This window comes from Providencia sp. Je.9.19, assembly GCF_051129765.1.
Classification (GTDB): domain Bacteria; phylum Pseudomonadota; class Gammaproteobacteria; order Enterobacterales; family Enterobacteriaceae; genus Providencia.
The window spans coordinates 920,056-937,320 of the sequence record NZ_JBCPSS010000001.1 but is presented as its reverse complement, the minus strand read 5'-3'; the positions used below and the strand labels follow the sequence as shown (position 1 = coordinate 937,320).

Sequence of the window (17,265 nt, the reverse complement as noted above, 5' to 3'; positions counted from 1 at the left end):
CTTTTTTATTCATAACTGAAATGCGTTGAGAATGTTAAACGGTAAAGTTGAAGGTTATGATTTCTAAACTTAAATAATCACCCAGTATTCGAATAGGAGTGGCAATTAATGAGAGTCAATGCGCTAACCATAGCCGGAACTGATCCTTCAGGGGGCGCAGGTATACAAGCAGATTTAAAAGCATTCTCTGCGTTAGGTGCTTATGGAACAAGTGTCATTACGGCATTGGTCGCGCAAAATACCCTTGGGGTTCAGTCTGTCCATAATTTGCCAGAAGAATTTGTTGCCGCGCAACTTGAGTCTGTATTGAGTGATGTTCGAATCGATAGCGCTAAAATAGGTATGTTATCAAATCAACGCAATATCTTTGTAGTTGCTGAGGCTTTAAAGCAATATTCAATTCCTTATATTGTTCTCGATACCGTCATGGTTGCAAAAAGTGGCGATCCGTTATTACTGCCCGATGCAGTTGATGCATTGCGCCAAGAATTATTACCTACAGTTTCTTTGATTACGCCTAATTTGCCAGAGGCAGCGGTATTGTTAAGTCAAAAAATGGCCGAAACTGAAAGCCAAATGCTGAGCCAAGGTTATCAATTATTAGACTTAGGTTGTCAGGCTGTTTTAATGAAAGGTGGTCATTTAAGTGATGCACAAAGCCCTGACTGGCTTATTACCAGACAAGGTGAATGGCGATTTACCTCACCGAGGGTAAATACAAAAAATACGCATGGAACTGGTTGTACGCTCTCTGCCGCATTAGCTGCGCTTAGACCTCGTTATATTGATTGGCAGACGACTGTAGTGGAAGCTAAAGCCTATTTACAAGCTGCGCTAGAACAAGCCGATAGTCTAGAAGTTGGGCGGGGGATAGGTCCTGTTCATCATTTCCATGCTTGGTGGTAATAGGTAACCGCCCTCTAACAATGCAGTGTTATGAGGAATGAGGGCGATTACGTAAATGCAATATTGTTAAGAGAAAGGCTCACTACAGTAATAAATTACATTGTGGTGGTAGCCGACAACGCAATGCATTGGGGATCAATGTAAAGGTAAAATTATCCCCAGAAAGTGGCTCACCATCGAGGTTTAAAACCATATTATGAGGCGATGAAATTTTTATCCATGTGCTGGTTTTTTCAATGAGATGCTGATTTTTATCAGAAGAAAATAGATTAGTTAGTAAAGCGGGTATCACATCTCTTGCGGGCACAATTAATAGATTTAAAACGCCATCATTAATTAGCGCCGCAGGTGTTAATTGCTGACCCCCGCCGGCTTGGCGGCCATTTCCGATAGCAACGACTAACGTTTCGCCTTCCCAACTGAAATTGTCAGCTTCAATCTTACAGATATCCGTTTTCAATGTATCAGGGCGCAATAATCCATTAATTACATATGCTGCACCGCCTAAAGCTGATTTTAATGCTTCGGGTGTTTCCGTGGTAATGCGTGTACCAAAACCACCGGTTGCCATATTCATAAAATAATAATGTTCATTGACTTGGCCTAAGTCAATTTCTACGGCTTTTCCTTTTACCGCTAAAGCGAGAGCTTGTTCGATATCAGCCGGGATATTTGCGCTCGTGGCAAAATCATTGGCGGTTCCCATGGGTAAAATACCCATAATTGGACGGTTCTTGGCGGGCAGTTTCATTAAAGCGGAGGAAATCGCGTTGATGGTGCCATCACCGCCCGCTGCAACAATGGTATCGATTCCTTGGGTGAGTGCTTGTTCAATAAACACATCGGTATCTTTAGGCTCCCAAGGGATGCGTACGATAATTGTGTGTCCTTCATCGCGAAGATGAGTAATTGCCTTACGAAGCTCAGGGTTAGCTGATTGCTTGCCATTAAGAATAATCATAGCTGATGGGAGGTTATTCATGCGCAAGTTTTCCTTATTCGTTTTATCTCAATTAAAAGTATAAAGGCTTTACAATGAGAAAAGGGAATATTTGCATTATTTTTACAGAAGGGAGAGAGATAAAACGTGGATCGAAGAGTAGATAAAAGAAATGGCTAGCTCAAGGGAGATTGAGCTAGCCAAGGAGGTGGTTCCTAGTCTTATTTTACGACTTTCTAGTTCTTCGTTTTCGATAGTGACTATACGATATTGAATAGCCAATTGATGTGATCTATTGCATAAAATTAGATATTCAGTGCACTTTTACACTAAGTTGTCAATAACGAGAATGGTTCTCATATGGACTATCGCATGAAATGTTAGGTTAATAAGACATTAATCTATTTTTTAATAACAAAAAGCCAAAAATTCAATCAGCTAGCAATAAATTAAGCTAGATATGAATTTTTGGCTAATGGGTTATTTCTAGTCGTTAGGCTTTGGCCGCGGCATCTGCTAGATGAGGATCACGGGTTGTTGTTCCTGGTAAATTACGAATTAACAAACCAAAACTGATATCAACATCGTCAGGAATTGGTAGATAGACAATATGACCATTCCCCGGAGCAACCTCAATCGATTCACCTTTACGGTTGGTTAGTGAATCTAAGGTAAAGACAATATTGCCTGCAGGCGTCATCATTTCTAAACTATCGCCGACACTAAATTTATTTTTCACATCAACTTCAGCAAGACCATTAACTCGCTTACCGGTAAATTCCCCGACAAATTGTTGAGTATCGGAAACAGAATAGCCGTATTCATAGGTTTGATATGAGTCATGGGTATGGCGACGCAAAAAACCTTCTGTATAGCCACGATGAGCTAAACCTTCTAGTGTTGATAATAAGGTCGGGTCGAAAGGTTTACCAGCAACGGCATCATCAATGGCACGGCGATAAACTTGTGCAGTGCGTGCGCAATAATAAAAAGATTTAGTACGACCTTCAATCTTGAGGGAGTGAACACCCATTTTTGTTAGATTTTCAACATGTTCAATAGCTCGTAAGTCTTTTGAGTTCATGATGTAAGTGCCATGTTCATCTTCGAAGGCGGTCATATATTCGCCTGGGCGCATGGCTTCTTCTAACATGAAGACTTTATCTGTCGGTGCACCTTCACCAAGCGTCGGTGCTACATTTTTCACCGCAATAGGTTCATGGACATGGACGATGTTGCCAATTTCGTCTTCTTTGCCTTCTTGAACTTTATATTCCCAGCGGCATGCGTTAGTACAAGTCCCTTGATTAGGATCACGCTTATTAATATAACCGGAAAGCAAACAACGACCTGAATAGGCCATGCACAGGGCACCGTGAACGAAAACCTCTAATTCCATTTCAGGAACTTGTTGACGAATTTCTGCAATTTCATCAAGAGAAAGTTCGCGAGATAAGATAACGCGGGTGAGTCCCATCTGTTTCCAGAATTTGACCGATGCCCAGTTAACTGCGTTCGCTTGTACGGATAAGTGAATGTCCATTTCAGGGAAGGCTTCACGCACCATCATGATCAATCCGGGGTCAGACATAATTAAGGCATCAGGACCCATTTCAATCACAGGTGTTAAATCGCGGATAAAGGTCTTTAGTTTGGCATTGTGTGGTGCGATATTGACGACCACATAAAATTTCTTGCCAAGGTCATGGGCTTCTTGAATGCCTTTAGCTAGATTTTCATGGTTAAATTCGTTGTTGCGAACACGTAGGCTGTAGCGAGGTTGTCCCGCATAAACAGCATCAGCACCATAGGCGAAGGCATAACGCATGTTCTTCAAAGAACCTGCTGGGGATAATAATTCGGGTGTAAACATGATAATTCTCAATCTGATGTCAGGTCAGTACTCACTCAATAGAGTCAGTATTTATACCTATGATAATTCAAGTTACATCAGTGATAGATATCTTGAATTATTTAGGTACATAATAAAATGAAGGGGGATTTTAACTCTAAAATCGGGAAATGCCAAATTTCCCTTGTAAAAAATAAGGTTATAATTTTGTTATCAAATAAAAGGGTAATTTATCAGTATTCATCCCATCTGTAGCCTAATCCATAAATTGAGCGAATAAATGTTTTTTCGTTATCCAGATATTCCAATTTTCGTCGTAAGTTTTTGACATGGCTATCAATTGTTCTATCAGTCACCACGCGGTGGTCATCATATAAAATATCTAATAGTTGATCGCGTGAATATACGGTACCTGTATTATCAGACATGAATTTTAATAGACGAAATTCAGCTGGGGTCAATTCTAAAAGTTTATCGCCATAACGAACTTGGTAGGCATTTTCATCAATAATTAATTGGGTATGATTTTTTTCAGGTGTAATAGTCCGTTGGCAGCGGCGTAAAATTGTTTTAACTCGAGCGACTACTTCTCGTGGGCTAAAAGGTTTACAAATATAGTCATCCGCACCAATTTCTAAACCTAAGAGGCGGTCAATTTCTTCTGTTTTTGCTGTCACCATGACGATGGGGACTTCACTAAATTTGCGCAGTTCACGACAAACCGCTAGTCCGTCCATTCCTGGTAACATTAAATCCAGTAAAATTAAATCAGGCGGTGTGGCTTGCACATAATCGATAACTTCATCGCCTCGAGCAAGTAAGGCGGGTAAGTAGCCCGCCGCCTGTAGGTAATCAAATAAAAGTTGTCCAAGTTTTGGTTCATCTTCGACGATGAGAACATGTGCACTGGTTGAGTCAGTTGTTATCACTATTCTTTTTCCTTCGATGGGATAGGTAGCCGAACGGTAATGCGTACGCCGCCTAAATCAGACGAGCTTGCTTGTATGCTGCCATTATGCGCCTCAACAATATTATAGCAAATTGCTAGCCCTAAACCGGAACCACCACTGGCGCGATTACGCGATTCATCCACTCGGTAGAAACGTTCGAATAGATGGTTACATTGCTCTACTGTTAATCCGGGGGCGCTATCTTCCCAGTTAATAACCAGCTGGTTATTTTCTTGTTGTACCTGAATGATAATTTTACCCATAGGGTCGGTATAACGTAGGCTATTTTCCATTAAGTTATAAAATAGCTGGGTAAGACGGTCAGGATCAGCAAAAACGATGCATTGCTCGATAAAATGACGTTCTAAGGTCAATTTTCTATCTTCTAATCGCCAGCGGGCTTGACCTATAGCCATATCAATAAGAGGAATAATATCAACAGGTTGTTTACGATAAACTAATGAACCTCTATCTGAGAGCGATAGCTGGTGGAGGTCATTAACCAGTTTAATAAGCGTTTGCGTTTCCATTAAGAGAGAGTTAATGGTTTCGGGCGTTGCTTGACGAACCCCATCTTGCACCGCTTCTAATTCACCTTGTAATACTGATAATGGCGTACGTAATTCATGAGAAATATCGGCCATATAATCGCGGCGCATTTGTTCATTTTTTTCAAGTGTTGAGGCCAGATGATTAAAATCTTTGGCTAATTGGCCGAGCTCATCACGCCCCACATCGGGAACTCGAGCAGAAAAGTCGCCTCTCGCGAGTTGGTTGGTGCCTTCTAGTAACCGTTTGATTGGCCTTAAAAATCCACGGGCAAGGAATAGGGTCGCAATCAGAGCAACAAAGAGGGAAAGACCGGCGATAATCCAACTGGTATACAGTTGTTGTTCATCAAAGCGTTGATCAAGCTCGTTATTGATACCATTTTCATAGCTCGCGACTAACCAACCCACGGTATCCCCATTCCCCGTGACCACGGGCTCACGAATAACATTGTTAGGTAAGGGAACATCACGACCAAAAATTAGCCGATCTTTGTTGTCATAAACCCAAAAAACTGTACGCCAGCGCTTATGATTATTGGGTTTGCTATTGCGATGTTGATGTTCAACTGCACGCAATATATTGAAAAAAGCGCGGTCATTGCTTAATAAAAACATCCAATTTCCGGAGAGTTCATATTGTTCGGCTAATGCACTTGAAATAAGCTCTGCACGCTGCTGGTCATTTTCTTTGATGTAGCCAAGAAAGCCGTGCTGAAAGCTCATTCGCACCCCTTGGTGCATCGTGACCACTAATAATAAGCACGTTGCGAAAATAGCAAGGAAAAGGCGTGTGCTGACGCTATTTAACCTAAACTTCATTATTTGCCTCCGGTGCTTTATCGGTCAGCTTATTTTTTCGTGCGAAACGTTGTCTTAGGCTATCGAAACTGAGATAAACGACCGGCGTTGTAAACAGAGTTAATAACTGGCTCATAATTAACCCACCGACAATAGTGATCCCAAGAGGTTGACGTAACTCAGCGCCATCACCGCTGCCTAAGACAAGCGGTAATGCACCGAAGATGGCAGCTAAGGTTGTCATGACGATAGGGCGAAAACGCAATAAACTTGCACGGAAAATAGCTTCACGAGCGGTTAATCCGGCATTTCGTTGAGCTTGAATAGCAAAATCAACCATGATGATGGCATTTTTCTTGACGATTCCTATCAATAGCATAATGCCGATGAGGGCAATTAAACTAAATGGAGTGTCAAATAATTCAAGTGCCAGTAATGCGCCAACCCCTGCTGACGGTAACGTTGATAAAATGGTGAGTGGATGAATATAGCTCTCATAGAGAATACCAAGCACTAAATAAACCGTCACAATAGCGGCAAAAATCAAAAATAATTGCGATTTTAACGTATCTTGGAATATCTGCGCAGTACCCGCAAATGTGCCACGCACTGCGGAAGGCACGCCTAAGGCAGTCATGGTTTTTTCAATTTCAGAAATCGCGTCATCAAGGGTATAACCGTCAGCCACGTTAAATGCGATGGTTGATGCGGCAGATAGCCCTTGGTGATTGACACTCAACGGCGCATTTGCCGGCTCCCAACGTGCAAAGTAGGATAGCGGGATTGCTTGACCTTGGCTGTTAATCACAAACATTTTATCTAATGAGCTGACATCTTGGGTATATTCAGGAGCAACTTCCATTACCACTTTATACTGATTCATCGCTTCATAAATGGTTGAGATTTGACGTTGACCAAAGGCATTATTCAATAAATTATTGGCCTCGCGGACATCTATACCTAACTGCGCCATCAGATCTCTATCATAGGTCAGCGCCATTTCAGCACCTTTATCTTCTTTATCTGAGTTAACATCGGTCAGTTGCGGTAATTCTCCGAGCGCTTTACGAATGGCTGGTTCCCAATCTCGTAGCGCAGATAATTCATCGGCCAGTAGCGTGAATTGATAACTGGCATTGGCTTGCCGTCCACCAACCCGAATATCTTGAACGGGCATCATAAATAAATTCGCACCGGGCTCATTAGCCAGTTTAATTCGTAAGCGGTTCATGACACTGGTTGCGCTTTCATTTCGTTCATTAAGATCTTTTAATGAAATAAACATGAAACCGCTATTCACACGGCTACCTCCGGTGAATCCGGTCACATTATCGACCGCGGGGTCCGCATTGATTTGCTGCATAAAAGTGGTCATTTTCTGTTTCATGGATTGAAACGAAATACTTTGGTCTGCGCGAACAAAGCCCATGATGCGTCCCGTATCTTGCTCAGGGAAAAAGGCTTTAGGGATCGCAATATAGAGGTAAACATTTAGCCCAATAGTCATAAATAAAATAGCTAACACACTACGGCGATGAGACAGCACCCAATTTAATGTGACGCCGTAACTTTCTTGTAAGCGCATAAGTACTCGACCAAAACCGCGATTTTTTGCTTTGGTTTTATTACCTCGCTTTTTGAGCAAATAAGCACACATCATGGGGGTCAATGTCAAAGAGACAACCAATGAAATCCCAATAGCGGTGGCGAGGGTGATAGCAAATTCACGGAATAATCGACCCACTAATCCATCCATTAATAATAATGGAATGAAAACAGCGACAAGCGAAATACTCATAGAAACGACGGTAAAACCGACTTCATGAACCCCTTTAATCGCTGCAATAAAGGGCTTTTTCCCATTTTCGATGTGCCGTGAAATATTTTCGAGTACGACAATGGCATCATCGACAACAAAGCCCGTTGCTACCGTTAATGCCATCAACGAGAGATTATTTAGGCTAAAACCGCACAGATACATGGCGGTGAATGTACCGATAAGCGAAACTGGCACTGCAATAGCAGGGATTAATGTTGCACGCCCAGAACGTAAGAACAGTAAAACAACCAATATGACGAGGGCAATAGCAATTAATAATGCGCGCTCGACTTCGGCAAGAGAGGCTCTGATTGTTGGTGTTCTATCTTGGGCAACTTCTAAATTAATCGCCGCAGGGATCATGTCTCTAAATTCAGGCAACTCATCGCGAATACGATTGACGGTCTCGATAATATTAGCGCCAGCTTCGCGGCGGATCACAATCAAAATAGCGGGTTCGCCACCGGCCATACCGGCAGCTCGAACGTTTTCAACAGAGTCTTTAACGACAGCCACATCACTGAGTTTGACCGCATTACCGGCATTGTAATGAACAATGATAGGGCGATAATCAGCCGCTTTTTTTAATTCGTCATTTGTTTGTACCTGATACCGATTGTCATCGTTATTAATGTAGCCTTGGGGCTGACGAACGTTGGCACTACTAATCGCGGAGCGCACCGCATCCAATGAAACACCTTGGTTAAACAATGCGGTAGGATTAAGCTCAACACGTACGGCAGGCAATGAGCCCCCACCGACAGATACCTCACTGACACCTTCAATTTGGGCGATCCGCTGAGCTAATCGCGTTGAAGCAATATCATAAATTTCACCGGTATTCATGGTTTTTGACGTCAGTGTCAAAATCATGATAGGGGCGTCTGATGGATTCGATTTGTAATAACGCGGTCGGCTTGGCATACCACTTGGGAGCAAAGATTGTGCAGCATTGATAGCGGCTTGAACTTCTCGCGCAGCATTATTAATATTTTTATCGAGATTAAATTCTAGGGTGATGGTTGTGCGGCCTTGTGCGCTACTGGAGGTCATTTCACTGATCCCCGCAATACTGCCTAAAGAACGCTCAAGGGGTGTTGCGACGGATGAGGCCATCGTTTCAGGTGATGCACCTGGAAGTGACGCTGTCACGTTTATGACGGGATAGTCAACCTGTGGCAAAGGAGCCACAGGTAAGAACATAAAGCTTAATGCACCGCAAAGAGTGATAGCCACACTAATTAACGTGGTCGCAACGGGTCGACTGACAAACAGAGCAAAAAAGCGTTTCATTATAGCTCCTGCGCCTTGTTTGCTTGAGAACGCGTTTTCCAGCGGTTTGATAAGCCATCAAACAACAGGTAAATCACTGGCGTGGTAAATAACGTCAAAATTTGACTCATAATCAAACCACCCACCATACAAATCCCTAATGGTTGACGTAATTCAGCGCCGACACCAGTACTTAACATCAGTGGTAATGCGCCTAGCAAGGCCGCCATTGTGGTCATGAGGATTGGACGAAAACGTAATAAGCAAGCCTGATAGATAGCATCATAAGGCGACATGCCTTTATCTCGCTCGGCCGCGAGAGCAAAGTCAATCATCATGATGGCGTTCTTTTTCACGATACCAATTAGCAAAATAATACCGATGACGGCGATTACATCGAGATCTTTACCTGCCATCATTAATGCGAGTAGTGCTCCGACGCCCGCAGTTGGTAGCGTTGAGAGAATAGTGATTGGGTGAATAAAACTCTCGTATAAAATACCTAATACGATGTACATAGCTAAAATTGCGGCGGCAATTAACCAAATAGTACTGCTGAGTGCGGCTTCAAAGGCGAGAGTCGCTCCTTGGAATTGAGTGGTAATCGATTTAGGCATCGAAATTTGTGCTTCAGCATTTTTTACGGCTTTAACGGCAGATTCAAGTGAAGCATCGTCAGATACATTAAATGAAAAGGTTACCGCAGGGAATTGGTCAAGATGATTGATAGAGAGTGGTCCATAACCCTCTTTAATATTTACTAAGGTAGATAATGGCACAATGGCACCATCCGTCCCTTTTAAGCGAACATCATTTAATGCATCCATTCCATCCCGAGTTTGGGTATCGTGCTCCAAAATGACGCGATATTGATTCGATTGTGTATAAATGGTTGAGATCATCCGTTGACCAAATGCATTATACAGAGCGTTATCAATCGCTGACATAGTAATACCAAAACGGCTAGCAGTATCTCTATTAACGTTGACATAAGCGACTAAACCTTTGTTCTGCCAGTCGCTACTGATATCCGTTAATTCAGGTTGTTTCTCAAGCTCATTCAATAATTTAGGTACCCAAGTGCTTAATTCATCAAGGGAACCTGCTTGCAGTGTAAATTGATATTGTGTACGAGCGACTTGTGTATCAATCGTTAAATCTTGCATGGGTTGCAAGTATAAATTGACGCCAGAAATATTATCTACAGCACTTTGTAAGCGAGTAATAATCGCGCTAACCCGATCTTCACGGTCATCGAGCGGCTTTAAGGTAATTTGAATGCGAGCATTATTCAACGTGGCATTACTACCATCAACTCCCACATATGTGGTGACGTTATCGACGGCAGGGTCAGCGAGTATTTTACTGGCGACTTCTTGCTGCTTCTGCGACATAGCAGAAAATGAAATAGATTGATGGCTTTCAATCGAACCTTGAATAATTCCACTGTCTTGCAAAGGGAAAAAGCCTTTAGGTATCCACATATACAGCAAAACGGTCAATACCATAGTGCCTAAAGCAACAGATAACGTCAGCCACTGGTGATTAAGAACACGTTTAAGCCATATCGCATACCCTGCAACTAATTTGTCGAAGAAGCGTTCGCAGGCAAGCTCAAAACGGTTGTGTTTGTGCTGAGATTCAGGTTTTAGCAAGCGAGCGCACATCATCGGTGTGAGTGTGAGCGACACCACAGCAGAAATTAAAATTGCCACTGCCAAGGTAATCGCAAATTCTCTAAATAGGCGACCGACAATATCCCCCATAAATAATAGCGGAATTAGCACTGCAACAAGGGAAAATGTGAGTGAGATAATCGTAAAACCTATCTCGCCGGCACCTTTTAATGCGGCAACGAGTGGTTTATCTCCTTGCTCTAAATAGCGTGATATATTTTCAATAACAACAATCGCATCATCGACAACAAAGCCTGTAGCAATGGTTAATGCCATTAGCGTCAGGTTATTGACGGAAAAACCACAAAAATACATTACTGCGAATGTGCCAACTAGCGATAAGGGCACCGCAATACCGGGGATTAGTGTGGCAATACCGTTACGTAGAAATAAATAAATCACCATAACAACCAATGCAATGGCTAATAGTAATTCAAATTGCACATCATTGACCGAGGCGCGGATCGTGCTAGTGCGGTCGGTTAAAATTTCAACATTGACAGATTTTGGTAAACTTTCAATTAATTCAGGTAGTAAAGAACGGATCGTATCCGTTGTTTCTATCACATTCGCACCAGGTTGGCGCTGAACATTAATAACAATTGCGTGTTCTGTATTTGCCCAAGCGCCAAGGTAGGCGTTTTCAGCGCCTTGTTCTATGGTGGCTATATCACCAAGGCGAACGGGTGCGCCATTTTGGTATGCGATAATAAGCTTGCGATAGTCCTCAAGGGATTTCATCTGATCGTTAGCTGAAAGGGTGACCGAGCGTGTTGGCCCATCAAAACTGCCTTTTGCGGAGTTCACATTGGCATTATTAATTGCACTGCGGATCGTTTCGCTATCTAAACCTTTAGCTGCCATTGATTGGGGATTTAAATTTACGCGAACCGCAGGGCGTTGCCCGCCAGCAAGTGTTACTAAACCAACACCATTAACTTGTGATATTTTTTGAGCAACTCGCGTTTCAATGATGTCTTGTACTTGAGTGAGCGGCATTGCATCAGACGTTACTGCCAGTGTTAAAACAGGAGGATCAGCAGGGTTGACCTTATTATAGATAGGTGGGTAGGGTAAATCTGATGGTAATAAACTTGTTGCCGAGTTAATTGCCGCTTGGACTTCTTGCTCAGCGACTTCAAGCGGTAAGGTCAGTTGGAACATGAGCGTAATAACAGATGCGCCACCTGAACTTTGGGAGGACATCTGTTTAAGCCCAGACATTTGTCCAAATTGGGTTTCGAGTGGTGCAGTTACCGCTGAGGTCATGACATCAGGGCTGGCGCCGGGATATAACGTCACCACTTGAATTGTTGGGTAATCAACTTCGGGTAAAGCGGAAACGGGTAAGAAACGATAACCAATAATACCCGCAAGTAAAATAGCGACCATAAATAATGTGGTCGCGACAGGGCGCAGAATAAAGATGCGAGAAGGGCCGCCACCTTTCATCATTTCAGGTTGCATTACGCTTTCTCCGCGCTGTTTCTATTATTTTTTCTTGTTTCTGAGCTGGGCTCTTTTGATTTTCGCGCCACTTGCCCTGGATTAACAACCTCAACACTGGTGCCATCCGTTAATTTATCGACGCCATCAGTAATGACTTTACTTTTAGCACTTAAGCCACTTTCAATGACCACTTGTTGGCTATCTTGCATGCCGACAACCACATTATGTTTTGTCACCTTATTGTCATCACTGAGTATCCAGACGTAGTGTCCTTCATTACCCATTTGTAATGCTGCTGTTGGGATCACGACGGCATTCTGTAGGGTTTCAACTTGCATTTTTACATTCACAAATTGGTTTGGAAAAAGTTTTTGTTCTTCATTGGTAAAACGCGCTTTAATTTTTAATGTCCCCGTTGCTGGGTCGATTTGGTTATCCGTACTCAGTAACTCACCACCGGCAATCATGGCAACATTATTTCTATCCCATGCTTCAACAATTACGTTCTGATTTGATGACTGCGCTTGTTGAATGGCGGGGATATCACCTTCAGGCAGGGCGAATAACACATCAGCAGGTTGCGTTTGTGTAATCACAACAATAGGTGTGGATGTCCCTGCTGAAATAAAATTGCCCGTATCCACTTGTTTTAAACCAACACGGCCAGAAATAGGGGCTGTAATTTTACTGTATGTCAGTTGTAATTTGGCGTTATCGACGGCCGCTTGGTCGACTTTAATGCTGCCTTCGGCCTGTAAAACCGCCGCTTTTTGGTTATCAAGCTCTTGTTGTGAAATAACTTTGGTGCCTGCCAATTTTTGATAACGAGCTAAATCTAATCGTGCATTGGCTAAAATAGCTTTGTCTTTTGCTAATTGCCCTTCGGCTTGGGCTAATTGAACTTCAAATGGGCGAGCATCTATTTGCGCGAGTAAATCACCTGCATTGACATATTGTCCTTCGGTGAAATAAAGCGCCATTAGCTGCCCTTCAACACGGCTCGTAACAGTCACAACATTGGCGGCTTGTACTGTACCAAGGCCAGATAAGTATCTAGGCACTACTTTTTCTTCAGCGGTCGCAAATTGTACGGGCGCTAAAACACGTGGTGGCCTACCGCCTGTACCGGGTTTTTGTTGCTGATTTGGCTTGGCTCCAGCGGCAGAATTTGAGGTATTTGTTTGATTATTTTGTTGATAAAAATACCAGCCTGCACCCGCTGCCGCAATAATGGCAACAACGATAGCGCAGCGAGTCAAAGTAGTACGGCGATTTTGTTTATTCATTTTGGGTAAGTCGCTCAACGCAAAAAGTGGATAAAGTCAGTTCGTTTTTAGAGCAAAAAACTAACTGAAAAAGAGTCAGTTACACAAATAACATAGTAATAGTTTAGCGCGATAGGTACAAAGAAAAATGGAGGAAATATGAATTAGTGTCAATTTATATATACATAATTGTTTGGTTAGCACTAAGTAAGTGAAGAAAAGGGCACGGATAAAGTAGTAATTGAAGTGTTAATAAATTGAATTGATAAAATAGAGATATTAACGCCGAATAACTAAAAATATTGGCAGAAAGTTTAGAAAATACGTTTTATATTTTTGTTTCAGTTAGTATCTTAAAGTGTATGAAAAAGCAGGAAAAATGTATTTCCCTGCTTTTTGTGCAACCAAAACGGGTAGTTAATTAATGTGTGGTGCTAGTATTTAACACCTTGGCACTATCTTCAATTTTAGTACTATTGGCTGTCCACCCTTTCCAAGAAAGAGGTACATAAGCAACAGCCACTGCTAACAATGATACGCCTGCGACATAATAAGCGGGTGCCATATGTGACTGTTGTAGCCAAGCACCGGTCAAAATTGGGGTCAATCCACCGAAAATCGCATAAGCCACATTATAAGCAAATGATAATCCAGAATAACGAATCTCAGGTGGGAACGCACGAGTACTGATAATCGGCGTCGTTGCAATAGCCCCCACAAAGAATCCCATTAAGGCATAGTTAAAAATCAAAGTATTGGCTGCGATATCTGTAGATAAAGACGAGTAAAAATAAATTGCTGTTACTGCAAGGCCGCCCCAAGAAAAAGTCATTGATGCGCGAGTACCCGCTTTATCACCTAGCCATCCCCAGAAAATACAGCCTAAAGTTAGCGTTAAGGTGGCAGCGCAGTTTGCCTGCAGCGCAATATTACGATCAATATTATAGATGCCCTTTAACACCACATCAGGCGTCATTAAAATTGTAACAACGATCGCGGTTGATAATGACCACGTCAATGCAGCGGTTATCATACAAGCTTGTTTATGAGAGCGAATGACTGTTTTTACAGGTAACTCTTGAGATAAGGCTTTTTTTGCGGCTAGCTCTTTGAATATCGGTGTTTCTTGTAAGAAACGGCGTAAATAAACAGAGATAAAACCAAAAATACCACCAAGAATGAAAGGAATACGCCAAGCAAACTCATGAACTTCCTGTGAAGTATAAGAACGTTCAATAATAATTGCGACAATAGAGCCCAGCAAAATACCACCGGTAATACCCGAGGTTAATGTGCCAACGCCTAAACCATAACGTTGTTTAGGGGTATGTTCTGCAATAAAGACCCAAGCGCCTGGCATTTCACCACCAATTGCTGCGCCTTGCATAATACGCATTAATAATAATAGTAAAGGTGCTGCTGCACCAATCGTGGCATAAGTGGGTAAAAAGCCGATAACAAAGGTCGGAAATGCCATTAAGAAAATACTTAATGTGAACATTTTTTTACGACCAATTTTATCGCCAAAGTGGGCCATAATAATACCGCCAAGAGGACGGGCAAGGTAACCCGCAGCAAACAAACCTAGCGTCGCCATTAGTGCAAGAAATTCATTATCTCCTGGGAAGAATAGCTGAGAAATGATTTTTGCGTAAAAGACGAAAATAACAAAATCATAAAATTCTAAGGTTCCACCTAATGAGGATAAGCCTAATGTTTTATAATCTTCTTTGCCCAAGGGTCTTGCCGAGGGCTGGCCAGTTGTTTGCGATGTCATAATACTATCCTTCTGAAATGCCCCAAAATATTAATGGGAAATAACAAGCTGTTTTTGCTTTGAATAAATATATTAGTGATTAATTAATATTAGTTGTGTGCAGATAAGCGGTATAAAACGTTGGATGGATGAACCTAGTTAATACTGTGTATCTTTTGCATACCCTCATTTATAGCAGAAAGTTTCATATTCTGTAAACCTCGACTATTAAAACAAGCATAACATTCTTATTAGTTGATTTTTTATGGTTTAAGCATTCAATGTGAGGATAAATAACATTATATGATGTTAATAATAACAATTTGGCAGACGATCGTATATTGGCGTTGGTAATTTAAGGTCTTAAATTATAGAAAATAAATGAATTGTTACTCTTTTTATTAAAAAATAAGGAGAGAAACTATATTTTATGGCATTAATTACAACTAATAGTAGTAGCGAATAAATCTATTTGAATAAATAGCATCAGTCTAAATGACCTGTTTATTGCTGTCTGGCTAGTTTGATTAAGTAGTATGAAAATATAAACTGGGGGATTGTAAAAAAAACATGCCCAGAAGGAAGCTGAGCATGTTTGAATAAAGCGTTAAACCAAGAAGAGCGTGGCAAGGCCAAGGAAAATAAAGAAACCCCCAGTATCAGTAATCGCAGTTATCATAACGCTTGAGCCTATGGCTGGGTCTTTACCAACTTTGAGCATGATAAGCGGAATTAATACTCCCATAATGGCGGCCATCAGTAAGTTCAGTATCATTGCGAGCGTCATAACGGCACCCATCGCGAGGTCTCCATAGAGAAGGTAGGTAACAACACCCATAATTCCGCCCCAAACGACACCGTTAATCATGGCTACACCAAGCTCTCTAACTAAAAGGAATGAGAAGCTATTATTTTGAATCTGGTGTAGGGCAATTGCGCGGACAATCATCGTAATGGTTTGGTTACCGGTATTACCCCCGATCCCTGCGACTATCGGCATCAGTGTCGCTAAGGCCACTAGCTGAGAGATAGTATCTTCAAATACACCGATAACACGAGAAGCGACAAACGCAGTACAAAGGTTAATTGCAAGCCATGCCCAACGTGTTTTAACAGCTTGTCCTACAGGTGCAAAGACGTCCTCTTCGGCGCTTAATCCACCCATACGGCGAATACTATTATCATTTTCTTCGTTTAAGTTATCAACGATGTCTTCAACAGTCAGTCGTCCCATCAACAGGCCATTACTGTCAACCACCGCGGCAGAAATTAAGTCATACCGTTCGAACGCACTTGCCGCATCTTCGCCTTTTTCATCAGGTAAGAAGGTGACCGTATCGGTCTTCATCACATCTGCGACAATTTTTTCAGGAGATTGGATAAGTATTGTGGTAAGAGGAAGTTCCCCTTGAATGTAATTATTGTTGTCGACAACAAAAATTTTATCTGTGGCTTCAGGAATTTTTCCGCGTTGACGTAGATAGCGTTGCACTGTTTTTAAGGTGACATTAGGACGCACAGTGACAAATTCAAAATCCATCATCTGGCCAACACTGTCTTTTGCATATTGCAAAACTTCGCGAATACGGCTGCGTAAACTTGGGTCTAAATAGGTGAGCAGCCTGCGCATGGTATCGCGAGGTAAATGTTCGGCAATATAAGCTTGTTCATCAACATGTAAATTGGCGACGGCCCGCAGAAGTTCCCTATCGGACATATCTTTAATCAGGCTGTCCCAAACGGCAACAGAAGCCTCAACTAACACTTCACCACGGTCGTTATTATCGACAAGGCGCCATAATGCAAGACGCTCATCGTAAGGCAGCATTTCTAAAATATCCGCGATATCGGCGGTGTGTAGGTCAAGTAGTAACTCTTTTACAGTATTGACTTTTTCACTAAATGCTTTGTCATCACTATCGACATGTTGATCTCTTTCAACAAGGCGATGAACGAATTCTTCGTCATCCAAAAATATCGTCAGGATCTGCTGGCGGATATGCGCCAGTTTTTGAGAGTGCGGATTTACCG

General features: G+C 42.1%; 9 protein-coding genes and 1 pseudogene. 1 reads left to right on the top strand and 9 read right to left on the bottom strand.

Annotation, left to right across the window (positions count from 1 at the left end):
• Positions 1–108: 108 nt before the first annotated feature.
• Positions 109–906 carry a bifunctional hydroxymethylpyrimidine kinase/phosphomethylpyrimidine kinase gene (thiD, locus tag AAZR93_RS04340; RefSeq protein WP_434719068.1) on the top strand — a complete coding sequence of 266 codons (798 nt, stop codon included), beginning with the start codon at positions 109–111 and terminating at the stop codon, positions 904–906.
• An 82-nt stretch (positions 907–988) separates the two neighbouring features.
• Here the strand turns inward: thiD and yegS are convergent, their stop codons facing one another.
• The 9 genes and pseudogenes from yegS to mgtE all read right to left on the bottom strand — a co-directional run.
• Positions 989–1,888, bottom strand: coding sequence for a lipid kinase YegS (gene yegS, locus AAZR93_RS04335; RefSeq protein ID WP_434719067.1), 900 nt, complete (start codon positions 1,886–1,888; stop codon positions 989–991).
• Positions 1,889–2,339: 451 nt separating this feature from the next.
• A complete protein-coding gene (yegQ, locus tag AAZR93_RS04330; protein WP_434719066.1) occupies positions 2,340–3,719 on the bottom strand; it encodes a tRNA 5-hydroxyuridine modification protein YegQ in 1,380 nt (459 codons plus the stop codon).
• A gap of 212 nt (positions 3,720–3,931) precedes the next feature.
• Entirely contained in the window at positions 3,932–4,624 is a 693-nt protein-coding gene (gene baeR, locus AAZR93_RS04325; protein WP_434719631.1) for a two-component system response regulator BaeR, read from the bottom strand.
• 2 nt (positions 4,625–4,626) lie between these two features.
• Positions 4,627–6,018, bottom strand: a complete 1,392-nt coding sequence (gene baeS, locus AAZR93_RS04320) for a two-component system sensor histidine kinase BaeS (RefSeq protein WP_434719065.1) — start codon at positions 6,016–6,018, stop codon at positions 4,627–4,629.
• Complete coding sequence (gene mdtC / locus AAZR93_RS04315) at positions 6,008–9,109, bottom strand: multidrug efflux RND transporter permease subunit MdtC (protein ID WP_294105761.1); 3,102 nt, start codon at positions 9,107–9,109, stop codon at positions 6,008–6,010. Before mdtC ends, baeS begins: the two co-directional genes overlap by 11 nt.
• Positions 9,109–12,231: an MdtB/MuxB family multidrug efflux RND transporter permease subunit gene (locus AAZR93_RS04310; RefSeq protein WP_294105764.1), complete on the bottom strand. Its 3,123-nt coding sequence runs from the start codon at positions 12,229–12,231 to the stop codon at positions 9,109–9,111. The genes mdtC and AAZR93_RS04310 overlap by 1 nt, the downstream gene beginning before the upstream one ends.
• Complete coding sequence (locus AAZR93_RS04305; RefSeq protein WP_434719064.1) at positions 12,231–13,499, bottom strand: MdtA/MuxA family multidrug efflux RND transporter periplasmic adaptor subunit; 1,269 nt, start codon at positions 13,497–13,499, stop codon at positions 12,231–12,233. The genes AAZR93_RS04310 and AAZR93_RS04305 overlap by 1 nt, the downstream gene beginning before the upstream one ends.
• A gap of 400 nt (positions 13,500–13,899) precedes the next feature.
• Positions 13,900–15,255 carry an MFS transporter gene (locus AAZR93_RS04300; protein ID WP_434719063.1) on the bottom strand — a complete coding sequence of 452 codons (1,356 nt, stop codon included), beginning with the start codon at positions 15,253–15,255 and terminating at the stop codon, positions 13,900–13,902.
• 586 nt (positions 15,256–15,841) lie between these two features.
• Positions 15,842–17,122 (bottom strand): annotated as a pseudogene (mgtE, locus tag AAZR93_RS04295) (magnesium transporter); the annotation flags it as partial.
• Between the last annotated feature and the right edge of the window lie 143 nt (positions 17,123–17,265).

What these genes read in the sequence shown, in the direction of transcription:
- yegS (WP_434719067.1), bottom strand. Translation starts at nt 1,888, where the DNA reads ATGAATAACCTCCCATCAGCTATGATTATTCTTAATGGCAAGCAATCA.
- mdtC (WP_294105761.1), bottom strand. Translation starts at nt 9,109, where the DNA reads ATGAAACGCTTTTTTGCTCTGTTTGTCAGTCGACCCGTTGCGACCACG.
- thiD (WP_434719068.1), top strand. Translation starts at nt 109, where the DNA reads ATGAGAGTCAATGCGCTAACCATAGCCGGAACTGATCCTTCAGGGGGC.
- baeS (WP_434719065.1), bottom strand. Translation starts at nt 6,018, where the DNA reads ATGAAGTTTAGGTTAAATAGCGTCAGCACACGCCTTTTCCTTGCTATT.
- AAZR93_RS04310 (WP_294105764.1), bottom strand. Translation starts at nt 12,231, where the DNA reads ATGCAACCTGAAATGATGAAAGGTGGCGGCCCTTCTCGCATCTTTATT.
- yegQ (WP_434719066.1), bottom strand. Translation starts at nt 3,719, where the DNA reads ATGTTTACACCCGAATTATTATCCCCAGCAGGTTCTTTGAAGAACATG.
- AAZR93_RS04300 (WP_434719063.1), bottom strand. Translation starts at nt 15,255, where the DNA reads ATGACATCGCAAACAACTGGCCAGCCCTCGGCAAGACCCTTGGGCAAA.
- AAZR93_RS04305 (WP_434719064.1), bottom strand. Translation starts at nt 13,499, where the DNA reads ATGAATAAACAAAATCGCCGTACTACTTTGACTCGCTGCGCTATCGTT.